Raw genomic sequence first — 22,765 nt, forward strand, 5'->3', positions numbered from 1 at the left:
AAACCTTGTTGAAAAGATGAGGAAAACATTTTACGGACAATCCGTTTCAACCTACTTTCATTCTCCACCGTTTTCGCCCGTTTTTACAGATCGTTTCCACCAAAAAACACCCGTTTTTTCGCAACCTTCAAACCTTTCCTAAAAATAAGATTTACAAAGGTTTGATTCGTCAATATCCCCATTTATCCACACTTTCCGCAATCTATATCAATAACCACAGGTATCTTTCTGTTTTCTTATAAACAATATCTTTTTTGAAAAAAGAAAGAAATATGTTTTTATTGATGTGGGCTGTGGAAAATCATTTTTGAAATCGTAAATGGGCATGTAGAAAAAATAAAATGATTATTTTTGCAACTTCTGTTTGATCATTGTCTTCTTTTGAAAAATTGACGGCCGGCTGTTTTGAAAGCCTCCTTTTTCACAGAAGAAACCTATATCCCATATTGTTATGCTTTCACTCGATCTGGTTTACAAAGCCTCTACCGTGCTCAATCGTGTGGTTAGACACACCGAACTCATCGCCACCGACAAAGTCAATTCGCATTGTCGGGTATGGATAAAACCCGAAAATCTTCAAGTGACGGGTTCTTTTAAGGTGCGCGGCGCAGGTTTCAAAATTTCTCAACTCACACCCGAAGAAAAAGAACGCGGTGTCATAGCCTGTTCGGCCGGCAATCATGCGCAAGGCGTGGCGCTGGCTGCACGTCAGTTGGGCATCAAGGCACTCATCTGCATGCCCGAAGGCGCGCCCATCTCGAAGGTGGAAGCTACTCGCGAACTGGGAGCCGAAATTTGTTTGGTGCCCGGTGTTTACGATGATGCTTACCGTCGGGCGATAGAATTGCAGGAATCGACGGGCATGACTTTTGTGCATCCTTTCGATGACGAGCAAGTCATTGCCGGACAAGGCACGATCGGCATGGAAATCTTAAACGAAAATCCGGATATAGACACTGTTTTCGTACCTATCGGCGGCGGCGGTTTGGCGGCAGGAGTGGCCTATTCTATAAAATCGCTGAAACCGTCGGTCAGAGTGATCGGTGTCGAAGCCGAAGGAGCGGCTTGCATGAAAATGAGCCGGGAGAGCGAGCACATCGAAATGCTCCCACGCATACTTACCATTGCCGACGGCATCGCCGTGAAATCGCCCGGCGAACACACCTTCGATCTCTGTCAGCAATATGTCGATGAGATCGTCACCGTGACCGAAGACGAAATCTGTGCCGCTATTCTCGCCTTGATCGAGGGGCATAAGCTGATAGCCGAAGGGGCAGGTGCGGTGAGCGTGGCGGCGGCCATGTTTGAGAAGGTTCCGTTGGAAGGCAGCAACGTGTGTTGCATTGTGAGCGGCGGAAACATCGATGTGACCATTCTTTCGCGTGTGATCAACAGAGGTTTGATGAAAGGGGGACGCACTACCGAAATGCTCATCGAACTTCCCGACCGTCCCGGATCTTTGTTGAGTTTGACGCGCGTCATTGCCAAAGAAGTGGCCAATATCATCTCCATTCACCACGAACGCAACGGCGAAAGTCCGGACGTCAATTCCTGCAATCTCCGCATCGTGCTCGAAACAAGAAACTTTGAACACATCGTTCAAATCAAAAAAGCCATTACGGCAGCCGGATTTCTCATTTTGTGATGCAGATGCGGGCAGCCCTGTGGTGGGCTTGACAAAACGTTTTTAAGACCCAACTTTTCAAAAATCGCCGGAAGGATGTTGATCACAGCCTCTCGGCGATTTCTTATACGATTGTCTTTTTTTGCAAAAAAATGGGAATGAATCGTCTCCCGACGAAACATTCCCTCACAGAACTTATATAGAGATGAAAAAACTATCTGAATCAATTCGTTAAAAGGAATAATTGCATTTGTTTTACCCTATTATTTAACGACGCTGCAAAGATAGCATTTGCTTTTGATATAAACAAATATTTCTGCATAAAAAGTTGTTTTTCTATGAAAAAACAGGCAAAATAAATGTCTGTTTCCGCTATTCGTAAACGATTTTTTCTTTTACAACGACCCTTTCTAAAATTATTATATTTTGCAGGAAAATAAATTTCGTTGAAATAATTGTTTTCCATTGTATTTATAGTGCTTTTGAATTGTTTCGTTGTTTTTTTTCGATCAAACCGAATGGTTGAATTATTGCATGTGGATATTTCAGAAACGGATCTGAAACTTAATCTGTTTAATATATTTTCTTTTGGAAATTTGTTAGTTTAGAAATTTGTTTTATCTTTGCACAAGTTTCCTTTGGAAATAAATAAATACAAAGCAAAAAAACAACTTAAAAACAATAGATTATGAAAGCAAAAGAAATTACGAATGCTTACTTTTTGGAAAACGTGTTTGACTACGTAAACAATCCTTCCGAATGGAAGTTTAAGGGCAGTCGTCCGGCCATTGTAGATTTTTACGCTTCTTGGTGCGGCCCTTGCAAAGCGATGTCTCCCAACTTGGATAAAATCGCTCAGGAATACGACGGTCAGATCGATGTGCTCAAAGTGGATGTCGATCAGGAAGCCGAATTGTCGCAGATTTTTGGCATACGTTCCGTGCCCACTTTGTTGTTCATTCCTCGCGAGGGAAATCCTCAACAGGCACAAGGAGCACTTTCTTACGGACAACTCAAAGATGCCGTTGATTCTTTCTTGTTGAAATAATGTTGTATTACTCGTATCTGCAATGAATATCTGTTTTCATCAGCTTTTTTCGATAAGATTATGGACAGGAATTTTTGGATTTCTGTCCACTCTTGTCGTTTCGGCACAACATGTGGAGCCGTTGACGCTCGAACAAGCCCTTGTTGCCGTAGAAAAAGGAAATGCGCAAATCAGAGTGTCGGAAATCGAACGCCGTATCAGTGCGGCCGATCATCGCAGCACGGATGCCGTGTTTTTGCCGCAAGTATCTTTGGGATATACGGCCATGGTTACGGACAATCCGCTCAATGCGTTCGGATTTTTGCTTCAACAGCGCAATGTTTCGCAAGCCGATTTCAATCCGGCGGTTTTGAATCACCCTTCGGCTGCGGATCTCTACAATGTTTCTCTCGATGTGAAAATGCCGATTTTCAATCTCGACATGATTTATGCACGAAAGGGTGCGAAAGCCATGGAGAAAGTGAATGCTCACAAGGCCGAATACACTCGTCGGTACATTCGCTTTGAAACGCAGAAAGCCTACACGCAACTTCAATTTGCGCATTGTGCGAAATCCGTGCTCGAACTTGCGCTTTCGGATGTGCGTCGCATACACGAAACGGTGCTCTCTTTTGAAAAACAAGGTTTGGTGCAACGAAGCGACGTGCTCAATGCCCAAGTGCAGGTCAATACCATTGAGGCGGCTTTGGCCAATGCCGAAAGCAATATCACTTCTGCTTCCGAGGGATTGGCACTTCTGATGGGAGAAAAGCAAGTGGAGGGAATGGTTTACGCTACGGACAGTTTGATGCCGCTTGCTTCTTCGGCCGACGAATTGGTGTTTTCGCCTCATCGGGCAGATTTGCGTGCGCTCGAAGCAGCATCGGAGGCAACGGATTGGATGGCGCGCTCGGCACAATCGGCTTTCATACCGAAGGTGAACGCTTTCGGAACGTTTCAACTCAACAACGGAAAACCCTTTGCTTTCAAAAACGAAGCCTACATGATGGGCATCAATCTCACATGGAATTTGTTTCAAGGCACTCAAAACATTCACAAAACCCGGTCTGCCCTTTTGAAATCGGAAAAGATGCGCGAAGAACTCAAAAACCGAACGGATCAGATCCGAACGGAAGTCGATAAGAACCGGCGCGATCTTGTTGTTTCCGATTTTGAAATCCGTAAGCACGGCATGAGTGTGGCACAGGCCGAAGAAGCCCTTCGCATCATTCGTCATCGTTTCGACGAGGGATTGGCCTCGACCACCGACCTGTTGCAAGCACAGGCGCAACTTTCGCAACAGCGTCTCGGAAGGGCGCAAGCGGTGATGCAACACAACATTGCTCACTACTATCGCCAACTGATCACTTCATCTCATTAAATCGTTAGAACAAAAATACTCCATATACATCATACATCTATGAAACTTTTCGCAAAGTTATGGCTTGCCGTTCCCATGATGCTTCTCGTGTCGGCTTGCACCTCAAATCCCAAACCCTCTGCCTCGGAAGAAGCTCCGATTGGCGTGGAAACATATCGTCCCGACGTTTCCGCCGACGGCAATCTTTTTGTCAGCGGAACCGTTACGGCTCGTCAAACAGCCATGATCAGCACACGCCACATGGGTTTTGTGGAACGTGTTTATGTGAAACAGGGAGATCGCGTAAAAGCCGGACAGTTATTGCTCACCATCAATAGCGAAGACCTCAAAGCACGCCGATCGCAAGCTGAGGCCATGGTGGCCGAAGCGCAGGCGGCAGCGGCCAATGCAGAGCGCGATCGTCAGCGTTTTCGTGCGCTTCATGCCCAAAAAAGCGTGTCGGACAAAGAACTCGAAAACGTAGAACTCAACAACACCTCCATGCAGGCCAAATTGCAGATGGCACGACAAGGTTTGCAAGAAGTGAAAGCCATGATGGCCTATACGGCCATAAAAGCTCCTTTTTCGGGAGTGGTGACGCAAAAAATGGTCGATGCCGGTTCGATGGCCAATCCCGGACATCCGCTCCTCGTGGTGGAACAGACGGGCGATGTGAACATCACCGCCGCCCTGCCCGAAGACTATTTGAAATGGGTTAAAGTGGGCGATACGCTGCGCGCCGACGTCAAGGCCGCCGGCCGAACGTTGAAGGGCATCGTTTCGGAACTTTCTCCTTCGGCTTCGATGACTGGCGGAGGCTACCAAATTAAAGTCACTCCGATCGTTTCCAATCAAACGGATCTCCATCCCGGCATGTATGTTTCGCTCCGCATTCCCGGCGGCTCGGTAGCGGCTGCCGCTTCGGACAAAGAGGGGGTTTGGGTAGAAACGACATCGCTCGTGCGCCGCAACCAACTCACCGGCCTTTACGTGGTTTCTACCGACGGCCGTGCGCAGCTGCGTTGGGTTCGGACGGGTGAAACCTCTGGAGAAAAAGTGGAGGTGTTGGCAGGTTTGAATGCCAACGAACAAGTGATCCGAATCGGAGAAGGAAAACTGTATAACGGTCGAAAAATCACCATTCAAAATTCTTCTAAATCCTGAACATCATGAATTTGGAAAACGGACTATCTGGAATTATAGCCAAAGGATTTATTCGATCCAAACTCAGCTTGTTGCTGATGATCGCTTTTCTGTTGTTGGGCGCGTTTGCCGTGTCTTTCATACCTCGTGAAGAAGAGCCTCAGATCGATGTGCCGATGGCCGACATATTCGTCGCCTATCCCGGAGCGACGCCTGCCGAGGTGGAAGCCGGAGTTGCGCTTCCGCTCGAAAAAATAGCCTCCAACATCAAAGGAGTCGAAGACGTCTATTCCTCCTCCATGGATGGAATGGCCATGCTCACCGTGCAGTTTTACGTCGGTGAGGACGTGGAGCGGTCGTTGGTGAAACTCTACAACGAGTTGATGAAAAATATGGATCGCATGCCTCGCGGAGTGATGATGCCTTTGGTGAAAACAAGAGCCATCGACGATGTTCCCGCACTCGGATTTACGTTGTGGAGCGACAGTCTTGACGGCTATCGCCTCAGACAAGTGGCCGAAGTGGTGGGCAATGAAATCAAAAAGATTCACGATGTGGCGCAGGTGAACGTCATCGGCGGACAGTCGCGCAGCATCAACGTTGTGCTCGACAAAGAAAAAATGGCTTCGGCCAAGATCGATATGCTCGGCGTGGCGCAGGTGTTGCAGGGCAACAATGCACAAATGCGCAGCGGAAAGCTGGTGGCAGCAGATGAAGCCATTGCCGTTTCGACCGGAGGATTTTTTGCTTCGGCCGAAGAGGTGAGAAACACCATTGTCGGCGTCAATGAAGGGCAGCCCGTTTATCTGCATCAGGTGGCACGGATAGAAGACGGCGTCGAAACTCCTTCCGACTACGTCTCCATGGGATATGGTGCGGCAAATCCGGAACTCCGAAAACAGCATCCCGGAGAGTATGAAGCCGTGACCGTTGCCATTGCCAAAAAGAAAGGTGCCGACGCCATGAAACTGGCCGAAGTGGTGACCCGAAAGATCGAAAAACTCAAACAAACCGTCATCACCGACGATGTGCGTGTGGAATCGACGCGCAACTACGGAGCAACGGCTTCTCAAAAGGTGTCGGAATTGCTCATGCACCTCGCCATGGCCATTCTTGTGGTCACGATCTTTGTGATGATGGCAATGGGCTGGCGCGGCGGATTGGTGGTTTTTCTCTCCGTCCCCGTCACTTTCGCCCTTACGCTTTTTGCCTATTATTTCTTGGACTACACGCTCAATCGCATCACGCTCTTTGCACTTGTCTTTGTGACGGGTATCGTGGTGGACGACTCTATCATTGTGGCCGAAAACATGCACCGCCACTTCAAAATGAATCGCCTCCCGCCGCTCAAAGCCGCATTGGCGGCCATTGACGAAGTGGGCAATCCCACCATTCTCGCCACCTTCACCGTCATTGCCGCTGTGCTCCCCATGGCTTTTGTGTCGGGCATGATGGGGCCTTACATGAGCCCCATGCCCATTGGTTCGTCGATAGCGATGATTTTCTCGCTCTTGCTCGCACTGACACTCACTCCTTATTTCGGATTTCTGTTTTTGAGGGCAAAGGATAAGAGCGGTAAGAACGAAACGACCGTTGCCTCGGAAGACGAAAACACCTACACCGTGCCGCGCACGAAGCTCTATCGCATCTACGAAAGCGTGATGCTCCCTTTCCTTGAAAAGCGCAGAAACCGTTGGGCTTTCATGCTCGGATTGACGGCGGTGTTGTTTGCCTCTTTCGGTTTGTTCTACACGAAGAGCGTGGCGGTGAAAATGCTGCCTTTCGACAATAAAAACGAATTTCAAGTCGTCATCGACATGCCCGAAGGCACAACGCTCGAACGCACCGCTGCCGTGGCCTCAGAGTTGGCACAACACATTGCCCGGCAAAACATGGTGACACACTACCAAACCTATGTCGGAACATCGGCTCCCATCAACTTCAACGGACTGGTGCGCCACTACGATTTGAGAAAAGGCGACAACGTGGCCGACATACAGGTTAATCTGGTGGATAAAAACGAGCGCAGCGCGCAAAGTCACGAAATTTCGACCGGAATGCGCGACGAACTCCAAAAAATCGGACAACGTCTGGGAGCCAACGTCAAAATCGTGGAAGTCCCTCCGGGCCCTCCCGTCATGTCTACGATCGTGGCCGAAGTCTACGGCCCCGACTACGACAAGCAGATCGAAATAGCCCGCCGGGTTAAAGAACTCTTGGCCAAGACAGACAACGTGGCCGATGTCGATTGGACGGTGGAAGACGACCAACGCGAAATACTATTGGAAGTAAACAAGGACAAGGCCGGAAAACTCGGAGTGGCCGCAGCGCAAGTGTCGGGAACAATTCACGGTGCGCTGGCCGGAATTCAGGTCGGAAGCCTCAGCCAACCCGGAGCCGAACACCCTGCCCGCATCACTCTGCGCCTGTCGGACGCCGACAAGGCAACGCCCGAAAATCTGAAAAACCTCTCGATCATCAACACACGGGGAATGCCCGTTCCCATGGCCGACGTGGTGGAAGTAAAACAAGGAATAAAGCCCAAGACCATTCACCGGAAAAATCAAAAACGAGTGGTCTACGTGTTGGCAGAAGTGGCGGGAGAGCTCGAAAGTCCGATCTACCCCATGACCGATGTCAGCAAACGTCTGAAAGAGGTCAAACTTCCCCAAGGCTACACGCTTTCGGAGGAATACGGCGCACAACCTCACGATGAAGAAGACTTTTCCGTCAAATGGGATGGAGAGTGGAAAATCACCTACGAAGTGTTCCGTGATTTGGGATTGGCTTTTGCAGCCGTGCTCATCATCATCTACATCCTTATCGTGGGCTGGTTTCAAAGTTTTGTCACTCCGCTTGTGCAAATGACCGCCATTCCCCTCTCTCTCATCGGCATTGTGCTGGGACACTGGATGCTCGGAGCTTACTTCTCCGCACCCTCGATGATCGGCTTCATTGCCTTGGCAGGAATCATGGTGCGCAATTCGGTCTTGCTCATCGACTTCATCAACCTTCGTTTGAAAGCCGGCATACCGCTTCGTCAGGCCATAGTCGAGTCGGGAGCAGTGCGCACCACCCCCATATTCCTCACCGCCGGAGGTGTGGTGCTCGGTGCGATTGTCATGCTGTTCGATCCCATTTTCCAAGGATTGGCCATTTCGCTCATCGGTGGTTCGATCTCGTCCACCGTTCTCACCCTCGTCGTAGTGCCGTTGCTCTATTTCAAAGCCATGCGCGGAAAAGTGCAATGACCCTTTTCGACATCATCTCACCTATTCAACTCCCCGAAAGGGTACGGCAAAGTCCCTTTCGGGGAGATTTTCATCTACGTTTTTCAATTTAGTGAAACAAACAATATGATTGCGAATATCAAGCGTTTGCGACGTTTTATGACCATTAAAATGGCATAAAAGTACCCTTGGGAGATAAAAAACAAAACTTTTGCTCATTATTTCGCAAAATTGCGGCATTTCTTCCTATCTTTGTAGTCGGAAATAAATCCGAGATATGCCTTTTGCCGTTCAACGCGATGATTTCTTCGTCGTGTCGGCGGTGTGTTTTATGCTCGTTTCGCATTTTTTGAATGGGAAACCGTGCTTTGTTTTTGTTCAGTCTATCAATTCTAATATGAATAGTTTCAATATTTGCAAGGTGCGCGACGTTTATCGTGCCGTCCTTTCTTTGGAACATTATTTCGAAGAAAACTACAACCTCAACCTCAACGAGGCCATGCTTCTTTGCACGCTTTTTGAAAACAATAAGCTCACCGCCGGAGATTTGGCCGAACGTCTCGGACTTACTTGCTCGAATACTTCAAAAGTGATAGCCTCGGCCGAAAAGAAAAAGCTCATCAAGCGTTCGATGGGAAAGGAAGACAAGAGAAAGATGCTCTTTTCCCTTACCCCTCAGGGCACCGATCGCCTCTCAACGCTCAAAGCCGATCCCGTCGAATTGCCCGAACCGCTTCGTTGAGTCGGTCGATAAATAAAATGTATCGATCCCGTTTTCATTGACGGGATCATGCGTTGTTTTGCGGAAAACGATCGTTTTCCGCTTTTTTGAAATTATGGCTGCCCGACGAAATAACGAATATCCTCCGAAAGGCTTTTTATAAAGATATTTACGCAGAATTTATGTTCTCGGAAGTGAGCATCGCCTTTATGCTCATACATGCGTGTAAGCGCATTTTTTCTATACCTCATGCCTCTTTGTCGGGCTGTTTTGCCAAGCAAGAGTTTTACACCAAATATGTGTGCAACTGTCATGTTGTTGCGCTGCACCAATCCTTATTTTTATATACCTGCCCGAATATCGATTTGAGCAGGACAGACCGACACGACTACCTCTGAGCGAAGAAAAACTACCTCTGAGTTAGAATTTTCTAACTCCAAGGTAGAGAAATCTGCCTCCTGTCGAATTGTAAAACAGTTGCTCTCGCGCACGCGCGCGTATACCATGTGATCACATTTTGCTTTCACTGCTTCCGCTAAATGAGGCAATCCTCTGAATATCAGTTTGTTTTGTGCGAAGGCAAGTGAAGGCAAAATGAAAAAGTGTTTTCTAATAAATTGAAAATCAATTTGTTGATGCGATTTTTTGCCTTCACTGCCTTGAAAAACGGAGATGTCACGCACTGCGACAGTGAAAGGAGGTGAAAGCAAAACGAGGGGTTTGCTTTCACCAAAGGTATATTGATTTTCAGGAGATTGCGATGATTTCGAAAGTTTTGCCTTCACTTGCCTTCGCACGAAACTCACTCATATTCAATGGTATAATCCGTTTGGTGAAGGCAAAACGGCAAAAATAAAATTATAGGGTAAGAAAACGTCCGAAAAGAGCGGTTTCATCGAAGACGCCGCGGAGGAGGAAGCACCGAAAGCAGAACGGCGGCGCGAGCGATGAAAAGTTGCAGTTTTGGAGCGATGCCGTTTTTGCGGAGCGTTGAAGGGTTTGCCTTTTTCGGAGGCGGGTTGATGTCATGAAATTTGGCGTGTCTGTTTGTAAATCGGCTGAACGCTTTGCTCTCAGATTTCTACTTTCTATTTTCTGCCGAAATCGGCCGGGATTTCTCCCCATTCCTGTGTTTCCCATTTCAGAATGGGGCAGTTTACGGGATGTGTTTTCAACCACCTTTCGGCGCGATCTATCAATTCGAAGAGCTGCGCATTTTGAGGGGTTCGTTGTAAGGTGGTCTTACAGTGTTTGCGTCGCACCCACGACATGGCATTGACCGAATCGGAATAGATGGTCATTTTCAGTCCTTTTTTTTCGAGCAGGGCAAGGGCGTGAACAATGGCGAGAAATTCGCCGATGTTGTTGGTGCCTTTGATGGGGCCGAAATGAAAGATTTCTTTTCCCGTTCTTAAATAGACTCCTCTGTATTCCATCGGCCCGGGATTTTTCGAGCAGGCGGCATCTACGGCTATGGCCTCGTGTTCGATGTGTCGGAGCACGTCGGGAGAGGCCGGCATGTTTACCGTTCTTCGGGGTCGGGTTTGGTCTGTGGTTGTCGTGGGAGCTGAATTGTTGCCCGATTTTCCGATATATTTCGCCGGATCGGCTTGTGCGGCGGCTTGTGCTTCGGAGAGCGTTTTGAAGCTCTTGTAGATTGCTTTCTCAAAGCCTTTGATTTGGGCTTCGCATTCGCTCCACGAAGTGTAGATGCCGGGATTGTGTCCCTGCCATACGACATAGTATTTCGGAGATTTTGCCATGACGCTGAAATTTTGCGATAAAACGAAAAACGGACGGCAGAGTGAACGCTATGTTCACCTTGCCGTCCGTGGTATAGGGGGATAGAGGCGACGACTACATGCGTTCGGGCATTTCTATGCCGAGCATTTCCATGCCGATACGCACGATTTTGGCCACGTTTTGCGAAAGTACGAGGCGGAAGTTGCGCTTGTCGGTGTCGGTTTCGCGGAGAATTTGAAATTCGTGGTAAAACTGATTGTATTCTTTCACCAATTCGTAGCAGTAGTTGGCAATGGCCGAGGGCGAATAGTCTTGTCCGGCGGCACGCACGACGTCGGAGAAATCGGCGATATGTTGTATGATTTCTTCTTCTTTTGTGGAAATCTCCACATTTGCGGGCAGCTCGGTGGGAAGGGTCATGCCTGCATCTTCGGCTTTGCGGAGAATGGAGCGTATGCGTGCGTAAGTGTATTGTATGAACGGGCCGGTGTTTCCGTTGAAGTCTATGGACTCTTCGGGATTGAACACCATGTTTTTGCGTGCATCGACTTTGAGGAGGAAGTATTTGAGTGCGCCGAGTCCGACGATGCGGGCGATTTCTTGTTTTTCGCTTTCGCTCATATCGGTGTTTTTTCCGGCTTCGTCCATGGTTCGCCGGGCTTGTTCGATCATGCCTTCGATCAGATCGTCGGCATCGACCACGGTGCCTTCCCGGCTTTTCATTTTTCCGTTGGGCAGTTCGACCATGCCGTAGGAGAAGTGTACGAGATCTTTGCCCCAAGAGAATCCCAATTTGTCGAGCAAAATGGAGAGCACTTGGAAGTGGTAGTTTTGCTCGTTGCCGACGACATAGACCATTTTGTCGATGGGATAGTCTTGGAATCGGAGTTTGGCGGTTCCGATGTCTTGCGTCATGTAGACGCTTGTGCCGTCGGCTCTGAGCAGGAGTTTTTCGTCAAGACCTTCGCCCGTGAGATCTGCCCAAACCGAGCCGTCGTCTTTGCGATGAAAAATGCCTTTTTCCAAGCCTTCTTCCACTTTCTCCCGACCTTCGAGATAGGTGTCTGACTCATAGTAAATCTTGTCGAACGAAACGCCGAGGGCTTTGTAGGTTTCATCGAAACCTTCATATACCCATTCGTTCATTTTTCTCCACAATGCCCTCACCTCTTCGTCGCCTTGTTCCCACTTGACGAGCATTTGGTGAGCTTCGACCATGAGCGGAGCTTCTTTTTTGGCGCGTGCTTCGGCCTCTTCGGGTGCGATGCCTTCGGCGGTCAGTCGCTCTGCGATTTCTTTGATTTGGGCGCGATAATGCTTGTCGAAGGCCACGTAGTAGTCCCCGATGAGATGGTCGCCTTTCTTGCCGGAGGTTTCGGGAGTTTCGCCGTTTCCGAACTTTTGCCAAGCCAACATGGATTTGCAAATGTGTATGCCGCGGTCGTTCACGATGTTTGTTTTGACGACACGGTTTCCGTTGGCTTCGGCTATTTTGGCTACCGACCACCCGAGCAGATTGTTGCGCACATGGCCGAGGTGGAGAGGTTTATTGGTGTTGGGCGACGAGTATTCTATCATCACGAGCGGAGCGTCGTTTCCGGCTTCCGTGGTGCCAAACTGTGGTTGTGCGTGTATGTGGTTGAGAAGCTCCACCCACTTTGCCGGTGAGATGATGAGGTTGAGAAAACCCTTGACGATGTTGAAGGTATAGACAAGGTCGGTGTTTTCCACGAGCCACAAGGCGATGTCTTCTCCCGTGTCTTCGGGCTTTTTCTTGGAAATGCGCAGAAGGGGGAAGGTCACGAGGGTGAGGTGTCCTTCAAAATCGGGTCTTGTCTTTTGTATCGACACTTGTTCGGAAGTGATGTCTGTGTCGTAAAGTTGCTTTACGGCTTTCACTATCGAGGCGGTGAGCAAAGATTCTATGTTCATGTCTTTATGAGAGCTTGTTGTGAGTTGCAAAAGTACTATTTTTCAATGATTATGCCAAACTTCCCGTTTATTCTCGTTTCCGTCGGAAGGTGGAGATAATGGGGTAGTGGTCGGAGAAATCCGAATGGTCGTCGATGCGCGTGGTAATGGGCGAGAAGTGTGAGGAGCAAAACATGTGGTCGATTCGCACGTAGATGGCGTCGCGGTTGAAAGTCCGTCCGACTCCCATGCCCACTTCTCGGAATGCGTCGGTCATGCCGGTGCGTGCAACACGATAGCGCGAATAGGAAATGGGCGTGTCGTTGAAATCTCCGCAAACAATGGTGGGCGTGTCGGAATGTTTCTCTATAAACAATGCCAACGTGTCGGCCATGCCGGCACGAACTTGTGCGGAAGATGCAATTTTGGAAGCCAGTTTTTGGGAGGTGTTTACCATTTCGTCTTCCGTTTGCGTGTCGGGCGATTTGACCATGGCATGATATTGCGAGCGTTCATCGGGAGTAAGCATGTTTGAGCGAAGGTGGCAATTTACGACCAGCAAACTGTCTTCTTTTGAAGGCAGCAGCCAATAGGCCACGATGCCGTTTCCCTCATGGCGTGAAATGACCTCTTTTTTTACGATCGGATAAGAAGAGATAATCCCTATCGAAGAGGCGTTCACGCAGTCGTAATCGTAGTGAGGAGTGGACGTGTTGGAAAATCGTTGGCGGAGGGTGTCGTTGAGTGCCGGCGAAGGAGGTCCTTCCTGAATGCAAATGATCTGTGCGTGGAGATCGCGCAGGTATGCGGAGGTTTCTGTGTAATTTTTGTCGTTTTCAAACAAAAACATGTGGGCGTTATAGCTCACCACACGCAGATGTGACCGGTCGGGAGTGACGGCTTCTTTGAACGGATTAAAGGGGATGTAGCTCCGTATCGATCCGAAGCAGGCCGCAATGCCGAGCAGAGGTATCCAGCTGCGGCGCGGTGCAAAAAGCAAAGCGACAAACAACATGACCACCGTTCCGCCGAGAAAAAGGGGAAAGGCCAAACCGATGATGCCAAACCACTTGAAGTGAACCGGATTGACGTAAACGCTCGATGCCGATATCCACAACGTCAGCACCGACAACCACGATGCGCCGGCGACCATCGACGAAACAACACGCGAACCGGTGCTTCGTTCGGGACGGGTGAATATCTTGAACGGATTTTTCATGCGACGATTGAAAGAGGAAGAGAAATCAACGGCGGTTGCTGTTGTCGAAAAGTTCTCGTTTTTCGTCTTCCGTGAGCGATGCGTATCCCGATCTTCTCACTTTGTCGAGAATTTCATCGATACGTTCTTGTTGGGCACGTTTTCGGGCGTTGTATTCGTGGTCGGGATTGGAATATCGGTGACGGCTGTTGGAATTGCGATCGTAACCGTCGTTTTTGTTGTTCACTCCGAAAAAGGAGCGAACGCCTTCTTCTATGGCCGCACCGAAACGCTGAAAGGCCGTTCGTATGCTTTGCAACACTCCTCCGCTTTTTGAATGTGTGTTGCGATTTCCGCCGTAGCTTCCCCAACTGAACCCTTGCGAACCTCGGCGTTCTTTTTTGCGCCAATGCAAAATCAGAAGAAAACCGAAAAGCATTCCGCCGAGGTGGGCGAAGTGGGCGATGTTTCCGTTTGAAGAGAAAGCCGACCAAACTTCGATGAGCGCATAGAAGATCACAAAATACTTGGCTTTCATCGGAATGGGGGGAATGAGCAGCATGATGCGGTCGTTGGGAAACGTCATGCCAAAAGCCAACAAAACGCCGTAGCACGCCCCGCTTGCACCGATCGTCACCCAAAGGTTGAGATAATCGCTCAACGGAATCACCGTGTTTTCGATATAGACCATGTCGTGCAGGTAAAGTTGTTTGAAGAAAAACTCACCCGTTTGCCAAAGCTCCTGACACAAACCGGCTCCTATGCCGCAAACGAAATAATAGATCAAAAAACGCTGTTGCCCCATCGTGTTTTCGATGATGCGGCCAAACATCCAAAGCGAAAACATATTCAACAACACGTGCTGCCACGAACCGTGCAGAAACATATAGGTGACGAGCTGCCAAATTCTGAAATCTTCGGCCATGTAGAAGTGCAGGCCGAAATAATGTGTGAGAACATCTTCCGTGCGTTGCGAGATGACTTGCTGCACCATAAAGATGATGATGTTTATGAACAGCAGGTTACGAGTGACGGTAGGTATATTTTTAAGCATGTGGTGCGGAGAGAATACGTTTTCTTATGAGTGAAGGTTTAAGGCGGTCGGATCTCGTGGCGACCCTTCCTCCTTAAACCTTTTTCTCTTTTGTAGAACGGCTTGTGCCGTTGGCCTTAAAATTCGAATTGTTCGATTTTCATTTTGCCGAGGCTTTCCAGTTTTTCCACCTGTGTTTTGAAATCTTCGGTGGCGGTGTGTGCGGCTACGGCTTCGGCGTTGCTCCAAGTTTCGCAAAACATGAAGATATCGGCACGGGTGCCGCTCTCAAACACGTCGTAGGAGATGCAACCTTCGTGCTTTTGGCTGGCGGCGGTCAGCGTGAGGGCAGCTTCGAGGGCTGCATCATATTGGCCTTCGTTGGCCTGAAAAAAACAATTGATGCGAATCATAAAAAAATGATTGAAATGTTTGAAACAATGGTCTATCCGATTTTCGGATTAGAAATAAAGTGTGGCTTGCAGGCTGTAAGTGTCGGCCTTATATTCGGAAACTCCAAAGCCGATAGGCAATCCGGCACCTTCGAGCAAGGTCTTTCCCTCTTTGCCGAGAGCTTTGTTGTAGGAAATACCGATTTCGAGGCGATCCATCAGCATCACGCCGGCGCCGACATTCCACTTGGTGGTCATGTTTTCGCTCTTGAACACACCGCTCACCGGAGTCGGGATAGAACCGCCCATGCCCGTATTGACGAGCAGCTCGCCGATGTCCCACTTCTTGTTGCCCACATTAAACGAAAATTGAGGGCCCGTGCTGACATAAACGCCCGTTCCTCCCAGCGAAAGCCGGTATTTCAAGTTAATGGGGAAATCGATCGTTTTCGAATGCTTCGTTTGGTTGTCGGTGTTGTTTGTGCTCACCTTAAACTCGCGTTGGTTATACACGGCCGCCGCGTCGGCACTCAGACCGAGAAACAGCCCTACGTTCACTTTGGGGCCGATGTACCACCCCGAAGTTCCGCTTTTTCCTTTCAGCGTATTGGTGATTTCAGATTTGTCAATGTTCAAACTGGAAAGGTTGTAGCCTCCCGTCACACCCCAATCGATGTCTACGAAAGCATTCGCCGTGAGCGAACTTGCCAACATGGCAATGAGGGAAAGAAAAAGTTTTTTCATAACAGCTTTGTTTTAATGAAAATAATAACTTGATTTCCGTTTCAGAAACCCAAAACGACACGTATCACATAATAGGTGGCTATTCCCGAAAAATATCCGACGGCAGCTATCCATGTGATTTTTTTCATATACCATCCGAAAGGAATTTTCTCCAATCCCATGGCCACTACTCCTGCCGCGCTGCCAATGATGAGCATCGATCCGCCGACGCCGGCACAGTAGGCCAAAAGTTGCCAAAAAATTCCGTCGCGTGCAAAGTCGCCCATGGGAGCGATCTCGTACATTCCCATGCAGCCGGCCACAAGCGGCACATTGTCCACAACGGCCGAAGCACAGCCTATCACGCCCGTAACGAGGAAGTGATTTTTATTGGAAACCTCATTGAGCCATTGCCCGAAAGAGCGCAACACGCCAGTTTCCTGTAAAGTGGCGACTGCCAAAAGAATACCCAAGAAAAACAAAATCGTCGTCATGTCTATTTTTCTCAAAATGCTCGTGACGCGTTGTTTCATCGTGCTGTCTTTGTGCTTCTTTCTGCGATAAAACAATTCCGTAAGCGTCCACAGCACTCCCAATACGAGCAACATTCCCATGAAGGGAGGTAGGTGTGTGAAACTGTGAAACACAGGTACGAAGAGCAAACCGCCCACACCGAGTGCAAAGATGCTTTTGCGTTCAAAACTGCAAAATTGATAGTGCGAGATGATTTCTTCGGTTTCCGTTTGGGCGAATGCAGACAGTTGGCCTTTGATTTGATATTGCATGATGAACACCGGCACCACCATGGCCACCAAACTGGGTAAAAACAATTCTCGGATCACACCTGCCGTGCTCACCGTTCCCTTGATCCAAAGCATAATGGTGGTGACATCTCCGATGGGCGAAAAGGCTCCTCCCGCATTGGCGGCAATGACAATGAGAGAGGCATAAATGAGTCTGTCGTTTCGATCGAACACCAATTTGCGCAACACCATGATCATCACAATCGTCGTGGTGAGGTTGTCGAGCGTGGCCGATAGAAAAAACGTCATGAAAGCCATTTTCCACATCAGCAAACGCTTCGATCGTGTATCGAGGGCGTCGCGCACAAAGTTGAAACCTCCGTTTGTGTCGATGATTTCTACGACCGTCATCGCTCCGATGAGGAAAAACAGCGTTTCGGCCACTTCGCCCAAATGCTCGCGCAAGATGTGAGATGTGACGAAACGATGTACGCTCTCGCCGGCTTGGGCAAAGGCTTCCGCATGGAAAAGGGGGATATATTCCTCCGCACCAAACATAAACAACACCCAGCAGGTCACACACATCAACAGCGCAATCGCCGCCTTGTTCACCTTCAAGCCGTCTTCAAGAGTGATGCACAAGTAGCCTATCGCAAAAACAGCGACAATAAGAGGAGTGAGCATAGATATGGATTTTCAGAAAATACTTGGCGCAAAATTCGCAAAAAAATCTCTTATGCGCAAACAAACAGCCACTCATTTACAACACCCTCTTCAAAATAACTGCAAATAATGATATGATTTGATTTTTTATCCTTATTTTTGCACACGATTTATCCAAATAAGGCTTTGTAGTTCAATGGATAGAACGGCCCTCTCCTAAAGGGCAGATAGGGGTTCGATTCCCCTCGGAGCTACTTTTTGGGTCTGCTTTTTCGAGTGACGAAAAGCCGAAAATGACAAAATGAAATTCGGAAAAGAATGGAAAAGTCCGTTTTTTTACGAAAAAGGCACCGAATAATTTGGTTAAGTCATCTCATTGTCGTACTTTTGCACACGCAAACGACAAGGAAACGACATGTTTCCAAATCCTCCAAAAAAATCGGGGTGTAGCTCAGTTGGTTAGAGTACGCGTCTGGGGGGCGTGAGGTCGCTGGTTCGAGTCCAGTCACCCCGACTTAAATGAAAGCATTGGTTATCAATTGATGATCAATGCTTTTTTATTTCAAAAAAAACGAACGTGAGATGTAGAAAACGGAGGGCAGCGGAAGAACCGTAAGTTTTAAGCTCTTTGTGTCCGTAAGTAAAGCGTATTCTCTTGGAAATCCAAAAGTAACATGCTTGTATCTGAAAAAGGACAACTTAGGTAAGTCCTATTCTCTCAATCTCTTTTCGATGTATTCTCGACGTTTTATCACTTGCCCCCCGATACCGGGATATTTGCTGTACGCTTCTGATTCGATGCGCTTATATCGTTCCCTCTCCAATTTTTTTAGACGTTTTTTACCTTTATCTTGATGCTTTTCGTTGTAATTCCCTTGCACATATCCGCAGAAAGCAGCGAACGCGAATAATAAAATCCAAAAGAAAATAGCCATAACATTATATTTAGGGTTCAACTTTTGATGCCGTAAATATAGCACATTTTTTCCATATTCCCAAGAGTTTAGCCATTTTTTTGAGAGAAACGAACAGCTTGATCAGTGTTTTTCAAAGACTAAGGCATGGCGGTCAGCGAGCACTCGTCGGGAGATTGCCCACGAGGTGGAGAACCACGATTGGGCAACCCGCTTGTTGCCGATCTTGTCCGATATTTGCGATACACCGGTTTCCTCGGTGGTGATGCGTTGTCGAAGCATGAGGTCGCCGGTTCGAGTCCGATCACCCCGACTTAAATGAAGGCATTGGCTATCAGTTGATGATCAATGCTTTTTTTGTGGAAAAAAGACAGTGATGCCATGCAGGGATAATGGTTGAAACGTTTCTTTGTATACGATTTTGCACGAAACAAATAAAAAATCGTATTTTTGTCTTTGAACTTTATCTTTTTCTATTCTTTTCATTCCGAACATTGGTTTGGACTAAACACCAAAACATGAATCAACCCCTTGTCAGCGTAATTGTTACTGTTCACAATCGGGAAGCAACCGTCGAGCGTGCTCTTGCATCGGTGGCGGCACAAACCTATCGGCCGTTGCAGATTGTGGCGGTAGACAATGCTTCTTCCGACAATTCGCGCGCCATTGTCGAACGCTGGATGACACGGGAGCTCACGAGAAACAATGGGCATCGAGTGGATTGTCTGCTTGTGGACGAGATGCGACAAGGGGCTTGTGTGGCGCGTAATGCCGGACTTGGGCATGCCGGGGGAGAATGGATTGCCTTTTTTGACGATGACGACGAGATGTCGCCGTGTTTTATTGAAAACATGATGCAATCTCTCCTTTCCCAACCTGCATCTTGCAATCGTTTTTCGTGGGTGGTGGCTCGCACGCTGATGGTGATGTCCGACGGTCGTGAGGTGGTGAGAGCCGGTTGGAAAAATCCGTCGATTTGCCATCATCTTTTGGGAAATTTCATTTCCACCCAATCGTTTGTTGTTCATCGTGAGCTGCTCGACCATGTCGGGAAATGGAATGAAAGTTTGCCTTGTTGGAACGATTATGCGCTTGGTGCGGCTCTTCTTTGTGCCTCTCCCCACCCTGTTTGGAACGAAGGGGTGTATCATCGCATCTATCAGCATGCCGACAGCATCACGGGCAATTCTGTGGGCGGGAAGTGCGAACAGATTGCCGCCGCTCTTTGCGCCGTGCAAGAAACGATCGACCGCGATTGTTCTGCTCCGATGCGTGAACGTGCCCGAAAAGCCTTATTTTTTCGCAGTGCCATTGTCGCCGGATTGCTCTTGCGCGAAGGACACCGGCAATTGGCCGCGCGGTTTCTTGAACAGCCCTTTGCATCGGGTCATCGGATGAGTCTGTGGACGCGCATGTGCGGTGTTGTTTTGCGCCACTATGTGTTTTGGGGCGGTCGGGGTGCCTGGCGTTTGGCCATCTTGATGCTTTGATGTTGGGATTTCAAAAACGACGCCTCACTCTTGAAAAAACGATTTCCGACAGTTTTGCCCTACCCTACTCTACTCCACCCTTGCAAAAATGTCGGTGGAATGAATTGGGGCATGGAAAGAAGGAAACTTGTTGTCGTATGTATGTCGAACGAATTAGGTGAGAGGTAGCGTTTTTTAGCTCTTATGTAGAAACGGCGGCATTGGAGGTAGTGGCGTTTTTCTTGCTTGCAGCATCCATACGACCACCCTGCCCTCGCGCGCACGCGCGTTACCTGTGTTTGAATTTTGCTTTCACTGCCTTCGCAAAATGGAGTATTGTGCTGTGTTTTAGCGAATTGGATGCGAAGGCAAGTGAAGGCAAAAAATCAAGACTGTTTTCAAACAACTGAAAATCAATATACATACGGTGAAGGCAAATGAAGGCAAAAAGAAAAAGTGTCGTGCAAGTATTTGCAGATCATTTGTTTAATGCTGTTTTTGCTTCCGCAAACCTCGAAAGAAGCTGTTTTCACACGCAACGGAGCGCAACGAAGCGGAAGCAGGTGAAAGGAGAACAGGGGTTTTGCCTTCACCGTATGTATATTGATTTTCAGTTGCTTGAAAATATCATTTTCTTTTTGCCTTCACTTGCCTTCGCATCCAATTCGCTAAAAAACAGCATAATATCTCGTTTTGCGAAGGCAAAACGGCAAAAACAAAAAAACAGGGGGGGAATTTGCGGAAACGGAAGCCAAAAAAGAGGTCGCGACATCCTTATCAAGTGGAAGAAGGATGTCGCGACCTCAATCGTGTCGAATGGTGGAGGAGGTTGCGTTGTCGTTGCTGTCGATTTTGTGCGTTCAGTCTTTCACGACTTCTCCTTTGAGCGTTGCGCTCGATGCTTCGAGAATGCGTACTCTCACGGTTTGCCCGATGCGTCGTCCTTCGCGAGGAATGATCACCACTTTGTTTTGCTCGGTTCGTCCGAAGAGTTCCTCTCTGCTTCGTTTGCTGATGCCCTCGATGAGGATGTCTGCTTCTCGTCCGATCCATGCCCGGTTGGCGGCCAGCGAGAGTTCGTTTTGCAAGGCGATGAGTTCGTTGAGTCGTCTTACCTTGGTGGCTTCGTCGATGTCGTCGGGCAGATGTTTGGAGGCAAAAGTTCCGGGTCGTTCGGAGTATTTGAACATGAATGCCGAATCGTAGCCCACACGGCGCATGATGTCGAGGCTGTCGCGGTGGTCTTCTTCCGTTTCTCCGCAATATCCTGCAAAGATGTCGGTCGATATGGCGCAGTCTTTCACGATGTTGCGAATAGCCTCTACGCGTCCCAAATACCACTCTCGGTTGTATTTTCGGTTCATTCTTCTCAGAATGGCGTCCGATCCGCTTTGCACGGGCAGGTGGATGTGTCGGCACACGTTGGGTTCTTCGGCGATGACCCTGAGTGTGGCGTCGCTCATGTCTTTGGGGTGTGGCGTCGAGAATCGTATGCGCATTTCGGGCACGGCACGTGCCACGGTGCGCAGCAATTCGGGGAAGAATACGTATTCGGGATTGAAGTCGGCTTGTGCTTCGGTCGATTGTATGTGGGTTTGGGCAATGGCTTCGGCTTGCGCGGTTGCTTCGTCTTGTGCGTTGGGCGGTGTTTCGGTGGGAGCGTTTTCGGTTTCGAGCATGCTGTCGCGCCGCGCTTTGTAGGAGTTCACGTTTTGCCCGAGTAGGGTGACTTCCTTAAACCCTCTTTGCTGCAAGTCTTTGCATTCGTTGATGATGCTTTGCACCGATCGGCTGCGCTCTCTTCCTCTCGTGTAGGGCACGATGCAATAGTGGCAGAAGTTGTTGCAGCCGCGGGTGATGCTCACAAATCCCGATATTTTCGAACCGCAATAGCGTTCGGGCATCACGTTGCCGTAGGTTTCGGTGAGCGAGAGTTCGATGTTGATGGCTTTTTGTCCCACTTCGGCCTGTGCGATGAGGTCGGGCAGTGAGAGATAGGCATCGGGCCCTGCCACGAGGTCGGCATGGTGTTTGTTGAGTAATTCCTCTTTGACGCGCTCGGCCATACATCCCAAAACGCCGAGAATGAGCGGTCTGCCCTTTCGTTTGAGTGCATTGAGGGCTTCAAGACGGTGTATGATCTTTTGTTCCGCATTGTCGCGCACGGAACAGGTGTTGAGAAACACGGCGTCTGCCTCATCGACCGATTCGCAGGGTTCGTAGCCTGCCATTTTCATCACGCTGGCCACGACTTCGGAGTCGGCCACGTTCATTTGGCAGCCGTAGGTTTCGATAAAAAGTTTTTTCATGAGTTTGGGTGTCGGAAATGTGGGGGGCAAAGACGAAGTTGTGCTTCCGTTTTTATTGCGGAATGTCTGCTTTGCACGATAAAACGGCCTCAATGGCGAGCCGGTAGCTGTCGAAGCCGAAGCCGGCAATCACGCCTCTGCACGCGGCGGCGATGACCGATGTGTGGCGAAAGGTTTCGCGGGCATGCACATTGCTCATGTGTACTTCGATCACGGGTATGGGTGCGATGCTTTTGATGGCATCATGGAGTGCGACGGAGGTGTGGGTGTAGGCTCCGGCATTGAACACCACTCCGTCCACCCCCTCGTGCCATGCGGTTTGGAGTGCATCGATCAGTGCGCCCTCGCTGTTGAATTGGAGGGCCGAAATTTCGACCCTGTCTTGAAAGGCGGAACGCAGACCGGCAAGGAGGTCGTCGAGCGAGCGATCACCGTAAATTTGAGGTTCGCGACGGCCGAGCATATTCAGATTAGGGCCGTTGAGCACTAAAATCTTCATGACACGAAAAATTATGTGGAAGAAAAGTGGTAAATTTGGCTGCAAAAATACGAAAATCCGTGC

General features: G+C 48.9%; 18 protein-coding genes and 2 tRNA genes. 9 read left to right on the plus strand and 11 right to left on the minus strand.

From position 1 onward, the window contains the following. Positions 1 to 451 precede the first annotated feature (451 nt). The 6 genes from ilvA (at position 452) to EII14_RS00510 (ending at position 9,126) form a co-directional block, all read left to right on the plus strand. Positions 452 to 1,645 carry a threonine ammonia-lyase gene (gene ilvA / locus EII14_RS00485; RefSeq protein ID WP_124930612.1) on the plus strand — a complete coding sequence of 398 codons (1,194 nt, stop codon included), beginning with the start codon at positions 452 to 454 and terminating at the stop codon, positions 1,643 to 1,645. A 667-nt stretch (positions 1,646 to 2,312) separates the two neighbouring features. Further along, positions 2,313 to 2,672, plus strand: a complete 360-nt coding sequence (trxA, locus tag EII14_RS00490) for a thioredoxin (protein ID WP_124930613.1) — start codon at positions 2,313 to 2,315, stop codon at positions 2,670 to 2,672. A 22-nt stretch (positions 2,673 to 2,694) separates the two neighbouring features. Next, positions 2,695 to 4,032 (plus strand): TolC family protein, encoded by a 1,338-nt coding sequence (locus EII14_RS00495; protein WP_124930614.1) that lies wholly within the window; start codon positions 2,695 to 2,697, stop codon positions 4,030 to 4,032. A gap of 39 nt (positions 4,033 to 4,071) precedes the next feature. Then, positions 4,072 to 5,175, plus strand: coding sequence for an efflux RND transporter periplasmic adaptor subunit (locus EII14_RS00500; RefSeq protein WP_124930615.1), 1,104 nt, complete (start codon positions 4,072 to 4,074; stop codon positions 5,173 to 5,175). Between the two features lie 11 nt (positions 5,176 to 5,186). Continuing rightward, positions 5,187 to 8,405, plus strand: coding sequence for an efflux RND transporter permease subunit (locus EII14_RS00505; RefSeq protein ID WP_124930691.1), 3,219 nt, complete (start codon positions 5,187 to 5,189; stop codon positions 8,403 to 8,405). Between the two features lie 376 nt (positions 8,406 to 8,781). After that, positions 8,782 to 9,126 (plus strand): MarR family winged helix-turn-helix transcriptional regulator, encoded by a 345-nt coding sequence (locus EII14_RS00510; protein WP_124930616.1) that lies wholly within the window; start codon positions 8,782 to 8,784, stop codon positions 9,124 to 9,126. Positions 9,127 to 9,446: 320 nt separating this feature from the next. Here the strand turns inward: EII14_RS00510 and EII14_RS00515 are convergent, their stop codons facing one another. From EII14_RS00515 to nhaD, 8 genes are all read right to left on the minus strand, one after another. Continuing rightward, positions 9,447 to 9,890 (minus strand): hypothetical protein, encoded by a 444-nt coding sequence (locus EII14_RS00515; protein WP_124930617.1) that lies wholly within the window; start codon positions 9,888 to 9,890, stop codon positions 9,447 to 9,449. A gap of 303 nt (positions 9,891 to 10,193) precedes the next feature. Next, on the minus strand, positions 10,194 to 10,868 hold the full coding sequence (locus EII14_RS00520; protein WP_124930618.1) for a viroplasmin family protein: 675 nt from the start codon (positions 10,866 to 10,868) through the stop codon (positions 10,194 to 10,196). Between the two features lie 94 nt (positions 10,869 to 10,962). Beyond that, positions 10,963 to 12,780: an arginine--tRNA ligase gene (gene argS, locus EII14_RS00525; RefSeq protein WP_124930619.1), complete on the minus strand. Its 1,818-nt coding sequence runs from the start codon at positions 12,778 to 12,780 to the stop codon at positions 10,963 to 10,965. Between the two features lie 67 nt (positions 12,781 to 12,847). Continuing rightward, positions 12,848 to 13,978 (minus strand): endonuclease/exonuclease/phosphatase family protein, encoded by a 1,131-nt coding sequence (locus EII14_RS00530; protein ID WP_124930620.1) that lies wholly within the window; start codon positions 13,976 to 13,978, stop codon positions 12,848 to 12,850. A 25-nt stretch (positions 13,979 to 14,003) separates the two neighbouring features. Beyond that, positions 14,004 to 15,011 (minus strand): rhomboid family intramembrane serine protease, encoded by a 1,008-nt coding sequence (locus EII14_RS00535; RefSeq protein WP_124930621.1) that lies wholly within the window; start codon positions 15,009 to 15,011, stop codon positions 14,004 to 14,006. Positions 15,012 to 15,127: 116 nt separating this feature from the next. After that, positions 15,128 to 15,403 carry a putative quinol monooxygenase gene (locus EII14_RS00540; RefSeq protein WP_124930622.1) on the minus strand — a complete coding sequence of 92 codons (276 nt, stop codon included), beginning with the start codon at positions 15,401 to 15,403 and terminating at the stop codon, positions 15,128 to 15,130. 48 nt (positions 15,404 to 15,451) lie between these two features. Further along, the gene (locus EII14_RS00545; protein ID WP_124930623.1) at positions 15,452 to 16,126 is read right to left on the minus strand and encodes an outer membrane beta-barrel protein; all 675 of its coding nucleotides are present in this window, start codon (positions 16,124 to 16,126) and stop codon (positions 15,452 to 15,454) included. A 41-nt stretch (positions 16,127 to 16,167) separates the two neighbouring features. Beyond that, complete coding sequence (nhaD, locus tag EII14_RS00550) at positions 16,168 to 17,538, minus strand: sodium:proton antiporter NhaD (protein WP_124930624.1); 1,371 nt, start codon at positions 17,536 to 17,538, stop codon at positions 16,168 to 16,170. 155 nt (positions 17,539 to 17,693) lie between these two features. Between nhaD and EII14_RS00555 the strand changes: the two genes are divergently transcribed. Beyond that, positions 17,694 to 17,765, plus strand: a tRNA-Arg gene (locus tag EII14_RS00555). Between the two features lie 186 nt (positions 17,766 to 17,951). Then, positions 17,952 to 18,025: transfer RNA gene (locus EII14_RS00560), tRNA-Pro, on the plus strand. Between the two features lie 523 nt (positions 18,026 to 18,548). Here EII14_RS00560 and EII14_RS09235 read toward each other — a convergent pair. Next, on the minus strand, positions 18,549 to 18,707 hold the full coding sequence (locus tag EII14_RS09235; RefSeq protein ID WP_158608284.1) for a hypothetical protein: 159 nt from the start codon (positions 18,705 to 18,707) through the stop codon (positions 18,549 to 18,551). 236 nt (positions 18,708 to 18,943) lie between these two features. Here EII14_RS09235 and EII14_RS00565 point away from each other — a divergent pair, with 236 nt between their 5' ends. After that, positions 18,944 to 19,915, plus strand: a complete 972-nt coding sequence (locus EII14_RS00565) for a glycosyltransferase family A protein (protein ID WP_158608285.1) — start codon at positions 18,944 to 18,946, stop codon at positions 19,913 to 19,915. A gap of 839 nt (positions 19,916 to 20,754) precedes the next feature. Here the strand turns inward: EII14_RS00565 and EII14_RS00570 are convergent. Together EII14_RS00570 and aroQ are read right to left on the minus strand one after the other, a co-directional pair. Then, positions 20,755 to 22,203: a MiaB/RimO family radical SAM methylthiotransferase gene (locus EII14_RS00570; RefSeq protein WP_124930626.1), complete on the minus strand. Its 1,449-nt coding sequence runs from the start codon at positions 22,201 to 22,203 to the stop codon at positions 20,755 to 20,757. 52 nt (positions 22,204 to 22,255) lie between these two features. Continuing rightward, complete coding sequence (aroQ, locus tag EII14_RS00575; protein WP_124930627.1) at positions 22,256 to 22,702, minus strand: type II 3-dehydroquinate dehydratase; 447 nt, start codon at positions 22,700 to 22,702, stop codon at positions 22,256 to 22,258. Positions 22,703 to 22,765: the final 63 nt, after the last annotated feature.

Source organism: Alloprevotella sp. OH1205_COT-284 (genome assembly GCF_003859795.1).
In the GTDB taxonomy this organism is placed as follows: domain Bacteria; phylum Bacteroidota; class Bacteroidia; order Bacteroidales; family Bacteroidaceae; genus Alloprevotella.